General features: G+C 50.8%; 21 protein-coding genes and 1 tRNA gene. 13 read left to right on the top strand and 9 right to left on the bottom strand.

The features are described from left to right. Positions 1-8 precede the first annotated feature (8 nt). Positions 9-365 (top strand): fumarate reductase subunit FrdD, encoded by a 357-nt coding sequence (gene frdD / locus FOB24_RS03810; RefSeq protein WP_003025535.1) that lies wholly within the window; start codon positions 9-11, stop codon positions 363-365. A 41-nt stretch (positions 366-406) separates the two neighbouring features. On the opposite strand, the gene ampR is transcribed toward frdD, so the two are convergent. Then, on the bottom strand, positions 407-1,282 hold the full coding sequence (gene ampR / locus FOB24_RS03805) for a LysR family transcriptional regulator AmpR (protein WP_069324727.1): 876 nt from the start codon (positions 1,280-1,282) through the stop codon (positions 407-409). Positions 1,283-1,413: 131 nt separating this feature from the next. Here ampR and blaCMY point away from each other — a divergent pair, with 131 nt between their 5' ends. Beyond that, positions 1,414-2,559 carry a CMY-2 family class C beta-lactamase gene (gene blaCMY / locus FOB24_RS03800; RefSeq protein ID WP_150344526.1) on the top strand — a complete coding sequence of 382 codons (1,146 nt, stop codon included), beginning with the start codon at positions 1,414-1,416 and terminating at the stop codon, positions 2,557-2,559. Between the two features lie 92 nt (positions 2,560-2,651). Next, positions 2,652-3,185: a lipocalin family protein gene (locus tag FOB24_RS03795; protein WP_038636486.1), complete on the top strand. Its 534-nt coding sequence runs from the start codon at positions 2,652-2,654 to the stop codon at positions 3,183-3,185. Here the strand turns inward: FOB24_RS03795 and sugE are convergent. Further along, a complete protein-coding gene (gene sugE, locus FOB24_RS03790) occupies positions 3,182-3,499 on the bottom strand; it encodes a quaternary ammonium compound efflux SMR transporter SugE (protein ID WP_038642963.1) in 318 nt (105 codons plus the stop codon). The genes FOB24_RS03795 and sugE overlap by 4 nt on opposite strands. A gap of 256 nt (positions 3,500-3,755) precedes the next feature. Here sugE and FOB24_RS03785 point away from each other — a divergent pair, with 256 nt between their 5' ends. Further along, a complete protein-coding gene (locus tag FOB24_RS03785; RefSeq protein WP_150344525.1) occupies positions 3,756-4,355 on the top strand; it encodes a helix-turn-helix transcriptional regulator in 600 nt (199 codons plus the stop codon). A gap of 30 nt (positions 4,356-4,385) precedes the next feature. Here FOB24_RS03785 and ecnB read toward each other — a convergent pair whose 3' ends face one another. The 3 genes from ecnB to efp form a co-directional block, all read right to left on the bottom strand. Next, a complete protein-coding gene (ecnB, locus tag FOB24_RS03780) occupies positions 4,386-4,532 on the bottom strand; it encodes a lipoprotein toxin entericidin B (protein ID WP_032940256.1) in 147 nt (48 codons plus the stop codon). Positions 4,533-4,639: 107 nt separating this feature from the next. Continuing rightward, the gene (ecnA, locus tag FOB24_RS03775; protein WP_016151394.1) at positions 4,640-4,774 is read right to left on the bottom strand and encodes a lipoprotein antitoxin entericidin A; all 135 of its coding nucleotides are present in this window, start codon (positions 4,772-4,774) and stop codon (positions 4,640-4,642) included. Positions 4,775-4,831: 57 nt separating this feature from the next. Further along, a complete protein-coding gene (efp, locus tag FOB24_RS03770) occupies positions 4,832-5,398 on the bottom strand; it encodes an elongation factor P (RefSeq protein ID WP_006686282.1) in 567 nt (188 codons plus the stop codon). Between the two features lie 41 nt (positions 5,399-5,439). Here efp and epmB point away from each other — a divergent pair, with 41 nt between their 5' ends. Further along, entirely contained in the window at positions 5,440-6,468 is a 1,029-nt protein-coding gene (gene epmB, locus FOB24_RS03765) for an EF-P beta-lysylation protein EpmB (RefSeq protein WP_038636478.1), read from the top strand. Between the two features lie 184 nt (positions 6,469-6,652). Next, positions 6,653-7,516 carry a YjeJ family protein gene (gene yjeJ, locus FOB24_RS03760; RefSeq protein WP_150344524.1) on the top strand — a complete coding sequence of 288 codons (864 nt, stop codon included), beginning with the start codon at positions 6,653-6,655 and terminating at the stop codon, positions 7,514-7,516. 88 nt (positions 7,517-7,604) lie between these two features. On the opposite strand, the gene FOB24_RS03755 is transcribed toward yjeJ, so the two are convergent. The 3 genes from FOB24_RS03755 to FOB24_RS03745 form a co-directional block, all read right to left on the bottom strand. Beyond that, the gene (locus FOB24_RS03755) at positions 7,605-7,958 is read right to left on the bottom strand and encodes a DUF4156 domain-containing protein (protein ID WP_038636474.1); all 354 of its coding nucleotides are present in this window, start codon (positions 7,956-7,958) and stop codon (positions 7,605-7,607) included. Positions 7,959-8,209: 251 nt separating this feature from the next. Further along, positions 8,210-9,856: a chaperonin GroEL gene (gene groL, locus FOB24_RS03750; protein WP_006686275.1), complete on the bottom strand. Its 1,647-nt coding sequence runs from the start codon at positions 9,854-9,856 to the stop codon at positions 8,210-8,212. A 43-nt stretch (positions 9,857-9,899) separates the two neighbouring features. Beyond that, positions 9,900-10,193, bottom strand: coding sequence for a co-chaperone GroES (locus FOB24_RS03745; RefSeq protein ID WP_000027827.1), 294 nt, complete (start codon positions 10,191-10,193; stop codon positions 9,900-9,902). 274 nt (positions 10,194-10,467) lie between these two features. Here FOB24_RS03745 and yjeH point away from each other — a divergent pair, with 274 nt between their 5' ends. After that, positions 10,468-11,733: an L-methionine/branched-chain amino acid transporter gene (gene yjeH / locus FOB24_RS03740; protein ID WP_038636468.1), complete on the top strand. Its 1,266-nt coding sequence runs from the start codon at positions 10,468-10,470 to the stop codon at positions 11,731-11,733. A gap of 47 nt (positions 11,734-11,780) precedes the next feature. Here the strand turns inward: yjeH and FOB24_RS03735 are convergent, their stop codons facing one another. After that, positions 11,781-12,257 carry an FxsA family protein gene (locus FOB24_RS03735; RefSeq protein WP_006686272.1) on the bottom strand — a complete coding sequence of 159 codons (477 nt, stop codon included), beginning with the start codon at positions 12,255-12,257 and terminating at the stop codon, positions 11,781-11,783. A 337-nt stretch (positions 12,258-12,594) separates the two neighbouring features. Between FOB24_RS03735 and aspA the strand changes: the two genes are divergently transcribed. From aspA to FOB24_RS03700, 6 genes are all read left to right on the top strand, one after another. Further along, positions 12,595-14,031 carry an aspartate ammonia-lyase gene (gene aspA, locus FOB24_RS03730; protein ID WP_032940252.1) on the top strand — a complete coding sequence of 479 codons (1,437 nt, stop codon included), beginning with the start codon at positions 12,595-12,597 and terminating at the stop codon, positions 14,029-14,031. Between the two features lie 114 nt (positions 14,032-14,145). Next, positions 14,146-15,447, top strand: coding sequence for an anaerobic C4-dicarboxylate transporter DcuA (gene dcuA / locus FOB24_RS03725; RefSeq protein WP_038636462.1), 1,302 nt, complete (start codon positions 14,146-14,148; stop codon positions 15,445-15,447). 128 nt (positions 15,448-15,575) lie between these two features. Next, on the top strand, positions 15,576-15,923 hold the full coding sequence (gene cutA, locus FOB24_RS03720) for a divalent cation tolerance protein CutA (RefSeq protein ID WP_003025447.1): 348 nt from the start codon (positions 15,576-15,578) through the stop codon (positions 15,921-15,923). Beyond that, the gene (locus FOB24_RS03715) at positions 15,899-17,608 is read left to right on the top strand and encodes a protein-disulfide reductase DsbD (protein ID WP_150344523.1); all 1,710 of its coding nucleotides are present in this window, start codon (positions 15,899-15,901) and stop codon (positions 17,606-17,608) included. Before cutA ends, FOB24_RS03715 begins: the two co-directional genes overlap by 25 nt. A 36-nt stretch (positions 17,609-17,644) precedes the next feature. Continuing rightward, positions 17,645-18,220 (top strand): transcriptional regulator, encoded by a 576-nt coding sequence (locus FOB24_RS03710; RefSeq protein WP_006686267.1) that lies wholly within the window; start codon positions 17,645-17,647, stop codon positions 18,218-18,220. Positions 18,221-18,531: 311 nt separating this feature from the next. Next, positions 18,532-18,607 (top strand) — tRNA-Phe (locus FOB24_RS03700). Positions 18,608-18,991 lie beyond the last annotated feature (384 nt).

Raw genomic sequence — 18,991 nt, 5'->3', positions numbered from 1 at the left:
AGTCCGGAATGATTAATCCAAATCCAAAACGCTCTGACGAACCCGTATTCTGGGGCCTGTTTGGTGCAGGCGGTATGTGGAGCGCAATCATTGCGCCGGTAATGATTCTGCTGGTAGGCATTATGCTGCCGCTGGGCTTTGTTCCTGATGCCTTCAGCTATGAACGCGTCCTGGCATTCGCTCAGAGCTTTATCGGTCGCGCATTCCTGTTCCTGATGATCGTCCTGCCGCTGTGGTGCGGTTTACACCGTATGCATCACGCGATGCATGACCTGAAAATCCACGTGCCTGCTGGCAAATGGGTATTCTACGGACTGGCAGCTATCCTGACCGTAGTAACGGCCATTGGTATCCTGACCATCTAATTGCATGCGTTAACTATCAGGCCCGCCATTGGCGGGCCTTTTTATTTGTGCAGAGCCCCAGCCAACCAACGGGAAAACTCACGCATTGCAGATGTCTCCGGTCGGGATTGCAAACGCGTTATCCAATAGCTCCCCAGATCAATCTGCGTTAGAAACGGTTGAACGATACGTTCACTACCAAGCAGATGAGTGAACATTCTTACCGGGGCAATCGCCACCCCGATCCCCGCCTGCGCGGCCTCCAGCATTGTGACGGACGAATCAAACACCACCACGTTGTGCGTCGGTGACGGAGGCGCTTCTCCGGCGGCCTGCATCCAAAGCGTCCACTCATCTCGCCGATAAGAGCGTAATAACGGGAATTTCAGGAGGTCTGCAGGTACCTTGATCTGTGCGGCTAATTCTGGCGAGCAAAGCGGGGACATCAGCGCGCTACACAAATATTGTGCATCGGTATCGTGCCAGGCACCTCCTCCGTAGCGAATGGTATAGTCCAGTCCCTCGGCGGCGGGATCCACGCGGTTATTGTGGGTGGAAATATGCAAATCAATATGCGGATAACTACGCTTAAAGTCGCTGAGCAGAGGAAAAAGACAACCGACCGCAAAGGTTCCCACCACTCCGATTTTAAGTTTTTCCTGGGTTTTTTTAGTAGCAAAACGATCCAGCATCCCCGCCATACGATCGAAAGAATCATTAAGTACAGGTAACAGACTTTCCCCTTCTGTCGTCAGCATTAACCCACGGGAGCCGCGCACAAACAGCTGACAATTTAGCTGCTGTTCCAGCGCTTTGACATGCTGGCTGATGGCAGAATGCGTCACGTTGAGCTCAATCGCAGCGCGGGTAAAGCTGAGGTGTCTGGCCGCGGCTTCAAAAGCTCGCAGTGAGTTAAGAGGAATATAGCTACGCGTCATCATCCGGCCTGTTAGAAAAACTTATATCTGCTGCTAAATTTAACCGTTTGTCAACACACTGCAAATCAAACAAACTGATTGCGTCTGACGGGCCCGGACACCCTTTCGCTTTTTATTACGGAACTGATTTCATGATGAAAAAATCGTTATGCTGCGCGTTGCTGCTGACAGCCTCTTTCTCCACGTTTGCCGCCGCAAAAACAGAACAACAGATTGCCGATATCGTAAACCGTACCATCACACCGCTGATGCAAGAACAGGCTATTCCGGGTATGGCCGTGGCAATTATCTACCAGGGAAAACCCTATTACTTTACCTGGGGGAAAGCCGATATCGCCAATGACCGCCCCGTCACCCGGCAAACGCTGTTTGAGCTTGGATCGGTAAGTAAGACGTTTAACGGTGTGCTGGGCGGCGATGCTATCGCCCGTGGTGAAATTAAGCTCAGCGATCCGGTCACCCAATACTGGCCCGAATTAACTGGCAAACAATGGCAGGGTATCAGCCTGCTGCATCTGGCCACCTATACGGCGGGTGGTCTGCCGCTTCAGGTACCTGACGACGTTACAGATAAAGCGGCATTACTGCGCTTTTATCAAAACTGGCAGCCGCAATGGGCCCCGGGTGCTAAACGCCTGTATGCTAACTCCAGTATTGGTCTGTTTGGCGCACTGGCGGTGAAACCTTCAGGAATGGGCTATGAAGAGGCGATGACCAAACGCGTCCTGCAACCATTAAAACTGGCGCATACCTGGATTACGGTTCCACAGAGCGAACAAAAGGATTATGCCTGGGGTTATCGCGAAGGGAAGCCCGTGCACGTATCTCCGGGTCAGCTTGATGCCGAAGCCTACGGGGTGAAATCCAGCCTTGTCGATATGACTCGTTGGGTTCAGGCCAACATGGACGCCAGCCAGGTGCAGGAGAAAACGCTCCGACAGGGAATTGAAATTGCGCAGGCTCGTTACTGGCATATTGGCGACATGTACCAGGGATTAGGTTGGGAGATGCTGAACTGGCCGGTGAATGCCGACTCGATAATCAACGGTAGCGACAGTAAAGTCGCGTTAGCGGCGCTTCCCGCCGTTGAGGTCAATCCGCCCGCCCCTGCAGTGAAAGCCTCATGGGTGCACAAAACCGGCTCCACTGGCGGATTTGGCAGCTACGTTGCGTTCGTTCCGGAAAAAAATCTCGGCATCGTGATGCTGGCAAACAAAAGCTACCCAAACCCTGCTCGCGTCGAGGCCGCCTGGCGCATTCTTGAAAAATTGCAGTAACTGACGATGAGGTCCGCTATAGCGGACCTCGTTTCTTCCTCTTCTTTTCCTGCTGTCATCTACACTTAACAAAAAACAGTAAGGAAAATCTTATGCGCATTCTGCCCGTCGTTGCTGCAGTTACCGCTGCATTTCTGGTTGTCGCCTGCAGTTCCCCTACACCGCCAAAAGGCGTTACCGTTGTGAATAACTTTGACGCCAAACGCTATCTTGGTACCTGGTATGAAATTGCACGTTTAGACCATCGCTTCGAACGTGGACTGGAAAAAGTGACCGCAACGTATAGCTTGCGCGACGACGGCGGTATCAACGTGATCAATAAGGGCTATAACCCGGACAGAGGGATGTGGCAAAAAACGGAGGGTAAAGCCTATTTCACCGGCGACCCAAATCGGGCGGCGCTCAAGGTGTCATTCTTCGGCCCCTTCTATGGTGGGTATAACGTGATTGCGCTCGACCGGGAATATCGCCACGCGCTGGTGTGTGGTCCGGATCGCGATTACCTGTGGATCCTTTCACGGACCCCCACCATTTCAGATGAAATGAAGCAGCAAATGTTGGCTATCGCGACCCGGGAAGGGTTTGACGTCAATAAACTGATTTGGGTGAAACAGCCTGGTGCTTAGTGAGTGCTCAGCTTCAGACCAATAATGCCAGCCACAATCAGCCCCAGACTCAGCAAACGCGCCGGGCTGGCAGATTCACCCAACAGCAGAATCCCGGTAATGGCCGCCCCGACGGCGCCAATACCGGTCCAGACGGCATAGGCGGTCCCAACTGGCAAGGTGCGCATCGCCCAGGAGAGCATGGCGATACTGACGATCATCGCGACAATGGTGATAATGCTTGGCGTCAGACGAGTGAAGCCGTGGGTGTATTTCAGGCCAATCGCCCAAACAACTTCGAGCAAACCGGCAATTAATAAAATGATCCAGGACATATGAGGCTCCAGAACAATGGGGCCGTCCCCGGTGAAAGAAGCGTTTGCAGGTCGTCCTGCAAAGCTGGTGTATGAAATGGCATTTTTGCCCGACAGAAAATGAATTTCAACCTTTTTATTCACCGTCTGTTAAAAGCAAGAATTAAGCATAATTAGCGGCGTAGTTCCCGCATTTGGCACTCATCGGAGTTCTCTATGATGAAGGGCTTTCTGAAATCAGAAAGTCGATTGCCCCTCTTCTGAATGCGAAAAGTTTATGCTTAAAATTTTAGTGATTGACCGATGCCACTTTACCCGCACAGGGATTGAGGCCTTGCTTAATCATTCTGGCAGGTTCAGCTCCTCATTTCTGGTATCAGGAATTAATAATCTTCTGTTGGCAAAAGAGCATATTTTGCAGTGGAAACCACATCTGGTCATTGCGGATTTATACAGTTTTATTAGCGAGGCGCATTCCACTCCGCCAGTTAAGCCCTTTTTCATGAGCTGTGGCGTCATCCCGTTGATTTTACTGCAATCAGCGGACAGACAGCACACATCCATCCCGACTTCTCAAGCCATCGCTCATTCGGTATTAACCAAACACACCTCGCTAAACACACTCACACACACGATTCAGGAAGCGCTACAAGATCGTCCCACATTAGCATTAGCCGAAAACCCGACGCCACTGCTGACGCCGCAAGAGGAGAAAGTATTGTCAATGTGGATGGATGGCGTGAGCAACAATGCGATAGCCGCCACGCTCAGCATTCATGGCAAAACGGTGTATACCTATAAACGAAATATTCGTATGAAGCTTCATCTGGGGAACCGCTTCTCACCGTTTCTCTCGCTCCCGCATAAGGAGAGTTAACGGTACGACCCGGCGTCGTACCGTTGAGCGTTATTGCTGAGCTTTTGTCGCTGCACCAGAAATAGCGTTACCACCGTCAGAAATATCCTCCCCTACGCCTCGCGTGGTATTACACGCGGTTAATACGGAAGAAAGTACCAACACAGAAAAGATCGCAGCAATTGTCTTCTTAATCATAACGTCTTCCTTTTCTAGCCAATATTGTTTGTGTATAGCTACTTAATAATAGACAAGATCCGGAAGTGTGATGGATAAACAATCGTTTTTCAGATTATGTGAGAAGTTTAACTGGCGGCGTGAGAGATTGAATTGCCGAGGTGTTTGATGTCTTCACCGAAGCCGCGCGCGGTATTACAGCCCGCCAGTAGGGTGCTGGTGAAAAGGATTAGCATTACAAGACTGAGAAGACGTTTCATCATTCCTGTCCTGGAAAAAGTATGGCGCAGCAACCTGCGCCACAAGATCAAATAAGTGTTTTATTTTACGCGGGAAACGTATTCGCCTGAGCGAGTATCCACTTTGATCACTTCGCCGATCTGTACGAACAGCGGAACTTTAACGACTGCGCCGGTTGACAGAGTAGCCGGTTTGCCGCCAGTACCAGCGGTATCGCCTTTCAGACCTGGGTCGGTTTCAATGACTTCCAGCTCAACGAAGTTCGGCGGAGTCACGGAGATCGGCTGACCGTTCCACAGGGTCACGATGCATTCAGCCTGGTCCAGCAGCCATTTAGCGTTATCGCCTACCGCTTTCTCGTCTGCAGCCAGCTGTTCGAAAGTGGTGTTGTTCATGAAGTGCCAGAATTCACCGTCGCTATACAAGAAGGTCAGGTTCATGTCGGCTACATCTGCGCCTTCGGCAGAGTCGGTAGACTTGAAGGTTTTCTCTACGCGAGTACCGGTCAGCAGGCGACGCAGCTTAACGCGCGCAAACGCCTGGCCTTTACCTGGTTTAACGAATTCGCTGGCTTCAACCGCATACGGTTCGCCGTCCAACATGATTTTAAGACCAGCACGAAAATCGTTGCTATAGTACGTTGCCATAAGGCCCTCTGAAAATTGTTAACTGGTAGCTAAGCCACAAAATGGCGCATATTGTAACCCTAAATACCCCATCCAGAGAAGATTGGTTATCGCAACTTGCCGATGTTGTGACCGATCCCGATGAACTTCTGCATCTTTTGAATATAGACGCAGATGAAAAACTGTTGGCCGGACGCGACGCGAGACGACTTTTCGCCCTGCGCGTACCACGCGCGTTTATTGCGCGCATGGAGAAAGGCAATCCGAACGATCCGCTTCTGCGTCAGGTACTTACCGCCGAGGAAGAGTTTGTTGCGGCGCCAGGCTACTCGACCGATCCGCTGGAGGAACAACACAGTGTGGTTCCTGGCCTGCTGCATAAATATCGCAACCGGGCGCTGCTGCTGGTCAAAGGCGGCTGCGCGGTAAATTGTCGTTATTGCTTCCGCCGACACTTCCCGTACGCCGAAAATCAGGGCAACAAGCGCAACTGGCAGGTCGCTCTGGACTACATTACTGCCCATCCTGAGTTAGATGAGGTAATCTTCTCCGGCGGCGATCCGTTGATGGCCAAGGATCACGAACTGGACTGGCTGCTCACGCAACTGGAAACCATTCCACACATTAAGCGTCTGCGCATTCACAGCCGTTTACCAATTGTGATCCCTGCGCGCATTACCGAAGGGCTGACCGAGCGTTTTGCTCACTCTTCATTGCAAATTCTGCTGGTCAATCATATTAACCATGCCAATGAAGTTGATGAGACGTTTCGTCAGGCGATGCTCAGACTGCGCAAAGCAGGCGTCACGCTACTCAATCAAAGCGTATTGCTACGGGGTGTTAACGATAACGCCCAAACCCTGGCCGACCTTAGTAACGCACTGTTTGATGCGGGTGTTATGCCCTATTACCTGCACGTACTGGATAAAGTGCAGGGTGCCGCCCACTTTATGGTCAGCGACGACGAAGCACGTCAGATTGTGCGCGAACTGCTGACGCTGGTTTCCGGTTATATGGTTCCTAAACTGGCGCGAGAAATTGGCGGAGAACCCAGTAAAACGCCGTTGGATCTGCAATTACGCCAGCAATAATGCTTATTGAGTGTCCGATTATGGACACTCACTACCAATCCCGAGTATTTAATATCCGTGCAGGTGGAGTCGCACTTTTAATATGTGCTATTTTAACTGGTACTGTGCAACAACTCATTTGCAAAATTTATAAATTAATAAAAATATAAATCCCCAATAAATATATGGTTAGGGAGAACCCTGGATGGCTATTAGTATTAAGGGTATTAATACCGGTGTTATTCGTCAGAAGAATGAATTTATTGCTCTGGCACTCAAGATCAAAGAACCAAGAAATAAAGAGTCACTGTTTTTCCTCTCACCGTTGGGGCTAAGAGATCTGCTTATCGCTCTGGAGAGCAGACTCCATGCGAAGCACCAGCTTAGCGAAGAAGCGCGTTTGCGATATGAAAAAGAACGCGACAAAGCCAGTAAAAAGATGCACGAGAATATCCCTTTAATTCAGGAAGATGATTTAAAAAATGCGGATATAAACCGTCGCATCAATTCTCTGGTGTTAGTGGATGATAAAGGAGAAAGCTTAGCATTTTCTCTGACACTGCATAACGGACAAATCCACGAATTACTGATTAATGAACTGCAGATCCAGGTATTAGCCTATGCAATCATTCATGCAATAAAAAATGCTGGCATGCAGGAATTAGCGCTAAGAATGACATCGCTGCTGGATTTCCTGCCTCTGTACGATGTTGACTGCCAGCAAAACGATAATCTTGAATATGATTCATATACACAACCAGAATGGAAACATAACCTGTTTAACCATTACCTGGCGATTATCTACCGCTATAAGGATGAAAAGGGTAAAGCTCAATTCTGTGGCTCAGTAGTGAAAACTCGCGCCCTTTCCGGCAGTAAAGAAGCTGAGGCCATTACCCGACGCCTTCTGGACTTCAGCCCACGACTGAAAAAACTTGCCGGTGTCCCGTGCCAGGTGTTTGTCAAAACGTTGACGGGAGATAAAACCCAAAAGCTCAATCAGGATCAGTGTTTGCGTGCGCTACATCATTTACGCGTTCAGTCTGCGCATAAAGCTCAGAATGCCTGATGGCGCTGCGCTTATCAGGCCTACGATCATTTATACCGTAGGCCGGATAAGACGCTTTAGCGTCGCCATCCGGCATCAACAGCTTTTATCAGTTTGGGCACTTATAAACCTGACCATTCATCTCACTGGCGGTAGGAACAAAACTGGACAGCATTCCCTGTGATGGGCTGCTGACGCCATAAATTACGTTACCCCCCATTGCTGCGGCCTGGTTACGCAGATCGTTCGCTGCGCCACGCATAGACCCACCCTCTTCGCCATGCTGACCAGAAAGCCAGTTGCTCTGCGTACCGGTTGCAGTGCCAATCAGCTGGCACTCTGCGCCTGGCTTGTCTTCGACAAAGCGTACGTTTTGTCCGGCTGAACTCAGTTCGTTGCTGGAGCTACAACCCGCCATCAGTAGCGCGGCACCAACGATCCCTGCTAAATATTTCACGTGCATGTCATTCCCCATAATCAATTAGTTGGACGTTATGTCCGTAGCTGAATCATATACTAAAAAGATGACCAAAAGAAAAACCCCCAGACATTTCTGCCCGGGGGTTTCTCATTTTTCGCGAGAGGCGTATTTAATCAAATAATTCAAGTTGCAGGCAGGCGGCAAGTTCATGAACCCCAGGAGCTTACACAAGTAAGTGACTGGGGTGTACGAACGCAGCCAACGAACCTGCGGCTTGAAGTATGAAGATTAAATTACATCATGCCGCCCATTCCACCCATGCCGCCCATACCACCAGCAGCACCTAAGTCAGGCGCATCGCCTTTCGGCAGATCGGTAACCATGCACTCGGTGGTGATCATCAGACCCGCAACAGAAGCTGCATACTGCAGAGCAGAACGCGTTACTTTGGTTGGATCCAGGATACCCATGTCGATCATGTTGCCGTATTCTTCAGTTGCAGCGTTGTAACCGTAGTTACCGTCACCCGCTTTCACGGTGTTAGCCACTACAGACGGCTCTTCGCCGCAGTTCAGAACGATTTGACGCAGCGGAGCTTCCATTGCGCGCAGCGCAACTTTGATACCGACGTTCTGGTCTTCGTTCTGACCTTTCAGGCCGGCAATTTTGGACGCTACGCGAATCAGCGCAACACCACCACCAGCAACCACGCCTTCTTCTACCGCAGCACGGGTTGCGTGCAGGGCATCTTCAACGCGGGCTTTCTTCTCTTTCATTTCAACTTCAGTCGCAGCACCAACTTTGATTACCGCAACGCCGCCTGCCAGTTTCGCTACGCGCTCCTGCAGTTTTTCACGGTCGTAGTCTGAAGTAGCTTCTTCGATCTGCTGACGAATCTGAGTCACACGACCCTGGATTGCCGCTTCATCGCCCACGCCATCAATGATGGTGGTGGTGTCTTTGTTGATAACAACGCGTTTTGCCTGACCCAGATCTTCCAGAGTGGCTTTTTCCAGTTCCATACCGATCTCTTCAGAGATAACGGTACCACCGGTCAGGGTAGCGATATCCTGCAGCATCGCTTTACGACGATCGCCGAAGCCAGGTGCTTTAACAGCAGCCACTTTCACGATACCGCGCATGGTGTTAACAACCAGAGTTGCCAGCGCTTCGCCTTCAACATCTTCTGCGATGATCAGCAGCGGTTTGCCTGCTTTCGCGACAGCTTCCAGAACCGGCAGCATTTCGCGGATGTTGGAGATTTTCTTATCAGCCAGCAGGATGAACGGGCTTTCCAGTTCAACAGCGCCAGTTTCCGGCTTGTTGATGAAGTAAGGAGACAGGTAGCCACGGTCGAACTGCATACCTTCAACCACGTCCAGTTCGTCCTGCAGACCGGTACCGTCTTCAACGGTGATCACGCCTTCTTTACCGACTTTGTCCATCGCTTCTGCGATCAGTTTACCTACGGTTTCGTCGGAGTTAGCGGAGATGGTACCAACCTGAGCGATTGCTTTAGAGTCAGAGCACGGTACGGACAGCGCTTTCAGTTCTTCAACGGCAGCAGCGACAGCTTTGTCGATACCACGTTTCAGATCCATTGGGTTCATACCCGCAGCAACAGCTTTCAGACCTTCAGTAATGATGGACTGAGCCAGTACGGTTGCGGTGGTGGTACCGTCGCCTGCAGCGTCATTCGCTTTAGAGGCAACTTCTTTCACCATCTGCGCACCCATGTTTTCGAACTTGTCTTCCAGTTCGATTTCACGTGCTACGGAAACACCATCTTTAGTGATGGTCGGTGCACCGAAAGATTTATCCAGAACTACGTTACGGCCTTTTGGACCGAGGGTAACTTTCACTGCATCTGCCAGTACGTTTACGCCGCGCAGCATTTTCACACGAGCGTCGTTACCGAATTTTACGTCTTTAGCTGCCATTTTCTCTTTCCCTTAAATTCGTATGTTCAGTGTCGTTCGCGGATTAGGCTTCAACAATTGCCAGGATGTCACTTTCAGACATGATCAACACTTCTTCATTGTCGATCTTCTCAGATTTAACACCGTAGCCATCGTTGAAAATAACGATATCGCCGACTTTCACGTCCAGCGGCTGTACGGTACCGTTGTCCAGGATGCGACCCTTACCGACAGCGATGATTTCGCCACGAGTTGATTTACCTGCTGCAGAACCGGTCAGTACGATGCCGCCAGCAGATTTGGATTCAACTTCTTTACGTTTGACGATCACACGATCATGTAACGGACGAATACTCATTGATAGCTCTCCTTTGAGAAAGTCTTTATCAGTTATGGGTGACGCCGGCCCGTAAACGGTTTCCCGGCTAGTGACCAGAGAGATGGGGATGGGCTTTTGTGCCTTCAAGGGGGCAAGCGAAAAAAATTTTTTATCAGCAGAAAATCCCGTCAAAACACCGACACGCCTCACATTTCATAACGATTTCAGTCACGTCGTCATAAGCAAATCCGATTGTGATACCATCAAAATCTGCGCTGTAGCCCGGTCAATGGGCATAACCGGATAACAACTTATGAGCGGACTGAAACAAGAGCTGGGACTGGCTCAGGGCGTTGGCCTGTTGTCGACATCATTATTAGGTACAGGCGTTTTTGCCGTCCCCGCGCTGGCTGCGCTGGTCGCTGGCAACAACAGTCTTTGGGCCTGGCCGGTGCTGATTGTTTTAGTCTTTCCCGTGGCGATTGTCTTTGCCGTGCTCGGCCGCCATTTCCCCAGCGCGGGCGGCGTGGCGCATTTTGTCGGTATGGCCTTTGGCTCGCGCCTGGAGCGCGTCACCGGATGGCTGTTTTTGTCGGTAATCCCGGTTGGCTTGCCTGCGGCATTACATATTGCCGCAGGATTCGGCCAGGCGATGTTTGGCTGGCATGACGAGCAGCTTCTGCTGGCAGAACTCGGTACATTGGCGTTGGTCTGGTACATAGGCTCCCGCGGCGCCAGCTCCAGCGCTAACCTACAAACGGTCATTGCCGGGCTGATCGTGGCCCTGATTGTCGCCATCTGGTGGGCGGGCGATCTAAAACCCAGTGAAATCCCCTTCCCTGCAATTAGCGAAATTGAGCTTCCCGGACTGTTCGCTGCCCTGTCAGTGATGTTCTGGTGCTTTGTCGGTCTTGAAGCATTTGCCCACCTGGCCTCTGAATTTAAAAATCCGGAGCGAGACTTCCCGCGCGCGCTAATGATCGGTCTACTGCTGGCAGGTTCTGTCTACTGGGCATGCACCGTCGTCGTCCTCCATTTTGGCGCTTATGGCGAGAAAATGGCGGCGGCGGCATCACTGCCAGAAATTGTTGTACAGCTGTTTGGCGTACAGGCACTGTGGGTCGCCTGCATTATTGGTTATCTGGCCTGCTTTGCCAGTCTCAACATTTATATTCAAAGTTTCGCCCGGCTGGTCTGGTCGCAAGCACAATACAAGCCGGGGAGTTATCTGGCGCGTCTTTCCCCTCGTCACCTTCCGCGCAATGCGCTGAACGCCGTGCTAGGTTGCTGCGTGGTCAGTACTTTGTGCATCTATATGCTGCAAATCAATCTCGATGCGTTAATCGTCTACGCTAACGGCATCTTTATTATGATTTATCTGCTGTGCATGCTGGCAGGTTGTCGATTACTGAAAGGACACTATCGCGCATTGGCGATCGTTGGCGGTTTGCTATGTCTGCTATTGCTGGCGATGGTGGGTTGGAAGAGCCTGTATGCGCTGATTATGCTGGCTGCGCTGTGGTTATTTTTACCCGGCAGGCCGGATAAGTCGACGCTGACGCCATCATCCGGCATATGAACACGTGCCGGATGGCGCTAACGCTTATCCGGCCTACATACTGATGCTTAATCCCGACGATCGTCTTTATGTTCGATACTGTCACGATGCTCGTCTTTGCGCTGGAACTCACCGTCAAAGGTCTCGCCCCCACCCGTTCCGGCGCTAAAACCACCGCCGGGCATACGAGAAAAACGCAAATGTGGCAGCAGTTTCATCGTCAGATGCTTCTGCACCGGGGGTAATAAAAGAAGAAGACCAAGGAAATCGGTGAAAAAACCCGGCAGCACTAATAGCAGACCGGCAATAATCAGCGAAACGCTCTTGATCATTTCTGCAGCCGGGCTTTCACCTGCCGCCATTTTTTGTTGCATCAGTAAAAAGTTCTTAAATCCCTGATTACGAACCAGAGACATCCCGATAACCGACGTAAAAATAACCAAAATCAGGGTCATCAGAACACCCAACACATGGGCAACCTGAATAAAAATAGATATCTCTATGTAAACATAGAGAAAAATGGCAAGTAATGGTATCCAGCGCAAAGGGGACTCCTGTTAATAACAGGCGTTTTGTACAACGTCTGTTCAAAAATTATATGACTCGCATCAGTCAGATATTGAGGTGGTTAGCAAAATTTCAAGTCGCTTGTACACTAATATTTAGTGTTAATCCTAAAGGGGTGATCTATTTCACAGAATAATAAATAAGGGGTAAATTCCACGCTTTAAGTGATCCAGATTACGGTAGAAATCCTGAACCAGCATATGATCTCGGGTATCAGACCGATGCAGGGGATAATCGTCGGTCGAGAAACAATCGAAATCACATATATCCTGTGTGTTTAGTCAAATCATTGGCAGCTTGAAAAAGAAGGTTCACATGTTAAACAACATTCGTATCGAAGAAGACTTGTTGGGTACCAGGGAAGTTCCAGCGGACGCTTACTATGGTGTTCACACTCTGAGAGCGATTGAAAACTTCTACATTAGCAACAACAAAATCAGCGACATTCCTGAATTTGTTCGCGGCATGGTAATGGTGAAAAAGGCAGCGGCGATGGCCAACAAAGAGCTGCAAACCATTCCTAAAAGTGTGGCAAATGCCATCATCGCGGCGTGTGATGAAGTCCTGAATAACGGAAAATGCATGGATCAGTTCCCGGTAGACGTTTACCAGGGTGGTGCGGGTACCTCCGTCAACATGAACACCAACGAAGTGCTGGCCAATATCGGTCTGGAACTGATGGGTCACCAGAAAGGTGAATATCAGTACCTGAACCCGAACGACCACGTTAACAAATGTCAGTCTACCAACGACGCATACCCAACCGGTTTCCGTATCGCGGTATACGCATCCATCATTAAACTGATTGATGCCCTGAACCAGCTGCGTGAAGGCTTCGAGAAAAAAGCCGATGAATTCCAGGACATCCTGAAAATGGGTCGTACCCAGTTGCAGGATGCTGTGCCGATGACCCTCGGTCAGGAATTCCGTGCTTTCAGCATCCTGCTGAAAGAAGAAGTGAAAAACATTGGGCGTACTGCAGAGCTGCTGCTGGAAGTTAACCTCGGCGCAACGGCAATCGGTACGGGTCTGAACACACCGAAAGAATACTCTCCGCTGGCAGTGAAAAAACTGGCTGAAGTTACCGGTTTTGCCTGTGTTCCTGCAGAAGACCTGATTGAAGCAACTTCTGACTGCGGCGCATACGTTATGGTGCATGGCGCACTGAAACGTCTGGCTGTGAAGATGTCCAAAATCTGTAACGACCTGCGTTTGCTCTCCTCTGGTCCACGTGCCGGCCTGAACGAGATCAACCTGCCGGAACTGCAGGCTGGCTCTTCCATCATGCCAGCTAAAGTGAACCCGGTTGTTCCGGAAGTCGTAAACCAGGTGTGCTTTAAAGTCATCGGTAACGACATCACTGTCACCATGGCGTCTGAAGCAGGTCAGCTGCAGCTGAACGTTATGGAGCCAGTAATCGGCCAGGCAATGTTCGAATCCATTCACATTCTGAGCAACGCTTGCTACAACCTGTTGGAAAAATGCGTTAGCGGCATTACTGCTAACAAAGAAGTGTGCGAAGCATTCGTATACAACTCTATCGGTATCGTTACTTACCTCAACCCGTTCATCGGCCACCACAACGGCGACATCGTTGGTAAAATTTGTGCCGAAACCGGTAAGAGCGTACGTGAAGTTGTCCTCGAGCGCGGCCTGTTGACCGAAGCCGAACTGGACGATATCTTCTCAGTACAGAACCTGATGCACCCGGCTTATAAAGCAAAACGTTATACTGATGAAAGCGAGCAGTAATCGTGTAGGGTAGTACCAGAGAAGGCACGTCAGATGACGTGCCTTTTTTCTTGCACGAAGTTACTTAAAAACAACAATTTAATATCAACTTGTTAAACAACAAGGAAGGCTAATATGATAGTTTTAGAACTTATCATCGTTTTGCTGGCAATCTTTTTAGGTGCCAGACTTGGGGGTATCGGTATTGGATTTGCAGGTGGGCTGGGTGTCCTGGTTCTCGCCGCTATCGGCGTAAAACCCGGTAATATCCCGTTCGATGTCATTTCCATTATCATGGCGGTTATCGCTGCCATCTCAGCTATGCAGATTGCAGGTGGTCTGGACTATCTGGTTCATCAAACTGAAAAACTGCTGCGTAAGAACCCGAAATACATCACGATCCTGGCACCCATCGTGACCTATTTCCTGACCATCTTTGCGGGTACGGGTAACATCTCTCTGGCAACTCTGCCGGTTATTGCTGAAGTTGCGAAGGAACAAGGGATCAAACCTTGCCGTCCGCTCTCAACTGCGGTGGTTTCTGCTCAGATTGCGATCACAGCATCACCAATCTCTGCAGCCGTGGTTTACATGTCTTCCGTAATGGAAGGTCATGGCATCAGCTATATTCACCTGCTGTCCGTGGTTATTCCGTCCACCCTGCTGGCCGTTCTGGTAATGTCCTTCCTGGTGACTATGCTATTCAACTCTAAACTGTCTGACGATCCGATTTATCGTAAACGTCTGGAAGAAGGTTTGGTTGAACTGCGCGGTGAAAGACAAGTTGAAATCAAAGCAGGCGCAAAAACTTCCGTTTGGCTGTTCCTGCTGGGCGTAATTTGCGTTGTTGTCTATGCGATCGTTAACAGCCCAAGCCTCGGTCTGGTCGCTAAACCGCTGATGAATACCACCAACGCTATCCTGATCATCATGCTGAGCATCGCGACGCTGACTACCATCATCTGCCGCGTTGAAACTGACTCCATTCTCAACTCCAGCACCTTCAAAGCCGGTATGAGCGCCTGTATTTGTATCCTGGGCGTTGCGTGGTTGGGTGATACCTTCGTATCTCACAACATTGACTGGATCAAAGATACTGCAGGTAGCGTAATTCAGGGTCATCCGTGGCTGCTGGCCGTCATCTTCTTCTTTGCTTCTGCACTGCTGTACTCTCAGGCAGCAACCGCTAAAGCACTGATGCCGATGGCTTTGGCGCTGAACGTTTCCCCGCTGACCGCTGTTGCCTCCTTCGCAGCTGTTTCCGGCCTGTTCATTCTGCCAACCTACCCAACGCTGGTTGCGGCAGTTCAGATGGATGACACTGGTACAACCCGCATCGGTAAATTCGTCTTTAACCATCCGTTCTTCATCCCGGGTACTCTGGGTGTAGTTCTGGCTGTCTGCTTCGGCTTCTTGCTGGGTAGCTTCATGCTGTAAGTTTTTTCTGCAGGGTGCTCGCGCGCCCTGCAGTTCCTCCTCCTCACCCCGCTTTAGCTAACATCCTTCCCTCGTCCGTTGTATAGTGACCACTCTTTAGCTGGTTACTCTGTTCTTTCGAGGTGTTTATGCTTGATGTAAAGAGTCAGGATATTTCCATCCCCGATACCGTTGTGGTGCTCTGTACTGCTCCGGATGAAGCAACCGCCCAGGATCTGGCTGCAAAGGTGCTGGCGGAAAAGCTGGCAGCCTGCGTGACACTTCTGCCCGGTGCAACCTCCCTCTATTATTGGGAAGGTAAACTGGAGCAGGAATATGAAGTCCAGATGATTTTAAAAACCACCGTCACGCACCAGCAAGCCCTTCTCGATTGCCTGAAGTCACATCACCCGTATCAAACACCTGAACTTCTGGTTTTACCCGTCACTCACGGAGACTTTGATTACCGCTCATGGCTCAACGCATCCTTACGCTGATCCTGCTGCTGTGCAGCACATCTACCTTTGCCGGATTATTTGACGCGCCCGGCCGCTCGCAGTTTGTTCCTGCCGATCGGGCGTTTGTTTTTGATTTTCAGCAAAACCAACACGATCTGAACCTCTCATGGCAGGTCAAAGATGGCTACTATCTCTATCGCAAACAGATAAGCATTACGCCATCTCAGGCCGATATTGCCGAGGTAAAACTGCCGCCTGGCGTCTGGCATGAAGATGAGTTTTACGGCAAAAGTGAGATTTACCGTAAACAGTTGAATATTCCGGTCACGGTTAATCAGGCCGCAACTGGCGCAACATTAACGATCACGTACCAGGGCTGTGCCGACGCCGGTTTTTGCTATCCGCCGGAAACTAAAACTGTCCCCTTAAGTGAAGTGTCAGCCGCTGTCGGGGGGGCTCCGGCTACCGCACCTGTCACTGAGGCCCCGGAAGAGAAACCACAGCCCGCAGCCCAGCTCCCCTTTTCCGCGCTGTGGGCATTGCTAATCGGCATTGGCATCGCTTTCACGCCCTGCGTACTGCCGATGTATCCGCTGATTTCCGGCATCGTGCTGGGCGGCAAGCAACGGTTATCAACCGGTAGGGCGCTGCTGCTGACGTTTATCTACGTCCAGGGAATGGCGCTCACCTATACTGCGCTGGGTCTGGTTGTTGCCGCCGCCGGATTACAGTTTCAGGCGGCATTACAGCATCCTTATGTTCTGATCGGTCTTGCCATCATCTTTACGCTGCTGGCTCTGTCTATGTTCGGCTTGTTCACGCTGCAACTCCCTTCCTCATTGCAAACGCGCCTCACGTTGCTGAGTAACCGCCAGCAAGGCGGCTCTCCCGGTAGCGTCTTTGCGATGGGGGCGATTGCGGGTCTCATCTGTTCTCCTTGCACAACCGCGCCGCTAAGCGCGATTTTGCTGTATATCGCTCAGAGCGGAAATATGTGGCTGGGAGGCGGTACGCTGTATCTGTACGCGCTGGGGATGGGCTTGCCGCTGATGTTGATTACCGTCTTTGGCAACCGCCTGCTGCCTAAAAGCGGTCCATGGATGGAACATGTTAAAACCGCTTTCGGCTTCGTCATCCTGGCGCTTCCCGTCTTCTTGCTTGAACGCATCATTGGCGACGAATGGGGCGTGCGCCTGTGGTCACTGTTGGGCGTTGCGTTCTTTAGCTGGGCATTCATTACCAGCCTGCAGGCAAAGCACGCCTGGATGCGTATCGTGCAGATTGTCCTGTTAGCCGCAGCGCTTGTCAGTGTACGTCCATTGCAGGACTGGGCGTTTGGCACGCCGCATGCTCAAACCCAGACACACCTTAACTTTACGCCGGTGGCCTCGGTAGAGGCGTTAAATCAGGCGCTGGCGCAAGCCAAAGGCAGGCCCGTCATGTTGGATTTGTATGCCGACTGGTGCGTGGCTTGTAAGGAGTTTGAGAAGTACACCTTCAGCGATCCGCAGGTTCAGCAAGCACTAGGCGACACGGTGCTTTTACAGGCGGATGTAACTGCAAACAATGCCAAGGATGTCGCTCTCCTGAAACATCTACAGGTTTTAGGTTTGCCAACTATCCTGTTTTTTGATGCCGAGGGTAAAGAGCATCCGGAGGCTCGGGTAACGGGATTTATGGATGCAGCGACCTTCAGCGCACATTTGCGCGATCGTCAACCGTGAGCGACACTTGCAAAAGGAAATACGGAGGAGAATACCGTGCAACGTGAAGATGTCCTGGGAGAAGCCCTGAAATTACTTGAGGTTCAAGGGATAGCCAATACCACGCTGGAAATGGTGGCCGAACGTATCGATTATCCGCTTGATGAACTACAGCGCTTTTGGCCAGATAAAGAGGCCATCCTGTATGATGCGTTACGTTACCTCAGCCAGCGGGTGGATATCTGGCGGCGTCAGCTTTTGCTGGATGAGACCCTGAGCGCGGAACAGAAATTACTGGCACGCTACAGCGCGCTGTCCGAATGCGTGAGCAATAATCGCTATCCCGGCTGCCTGTTCATTGCCGCCTGCACGTTTTATCCCGACCCTGGACATCCAATCCACCAGTTAGCCGACCAACAAAAAAAAGCAGCGCATGACTTCACCCATGAGCTACTGACTACGCTGGAAGTTGACGACCCGGCTATGGTCGCCAAACAGATGGAGCTGGTGCTGGAGGGATGTCTGAGCCGCATGCTGGTGAATCGTAGCCATGCTGATGTCGAAACGGCACACCGTCTGGCGGAAGATATTCTGCGCTTTGCCCAGTGCCGTATGGGCGGCGCGCTAACCTAAACGAACAAGCCCATCCTGGCCGGTGTGAGTAAGCATAACGCCATCAGTCGTTGAAAACGTGCCATCGCCACGGTGGTGCGAATTAATCGGTTAACCGCCCTGGTCAGCGTGTGATTAAGATACAGTGAATCACTCTTTTGCCATACTGACCTTCTTGCGCTTAGCATGACCTGTCGGCATCGTGGCGATCTGGAAGATTTGTGCAAACTTCAGGCACAAACGCACAGATTGCCGTAATATTAAGCGGTTGAACCGCTTTTCCTGAAATTTGATTGACTGGCAGGCGCGAATACGGTTTAATGCGCCCCGTTGCCCGGATAGCTCAGTCGGTAGAGCAGGGGATTGAAAATCCCCGTGTCCTTGGTTCGATTCCGAGTCCGGGCACCACTATTTAAAGAACCCGCCCAAAAGGCGGGTTTTTGCTTTTATAGTTTCTGATAGCTTCCAGCCGATCGTTTTACCCTATTTCTGACCCGCCACCTCTCACAAACACCACACGTAAACTCAATCTCGCCGTTAACAGCCAATTTCAGTAAGCAGACGCCAGGGATCTATATAAAAATGGGATTCATCGTAACGGGACGTACAGCGGTGGACGATCTTGGGGTGGGTAGCAGGACAAGCTTTTCCGTAGTGCGAAATTGCCTGATTCGCTTTGGCAGGCCGGATAAGGAGGTGCGCCGCATCCGGCAGGTTTCATTTCACACAGACGCAAAAAAGCCCATCCGGCAGGACGGGCTTCTTCACTTTATTTGATGCCTGGCAGTTTAT

Origin of the sequence: Citrobacter werkmanii, assembly GCF_008693645.1 — a bacterium.
In the GTDB taxonomy this organism is placed as follows: domain Bacteria; phylum Pseudomonadota; class Gammaproteobacteria; order Enterobacterales; family Enterobacteriaceae; genus Citrobacter; species Citrobacter werkmanii.
The sequence above is the reverse complement of the archived record's forward strand: the minus strand, read 5'-3'. Positions and strand labels throughout refer to the sequence as shown.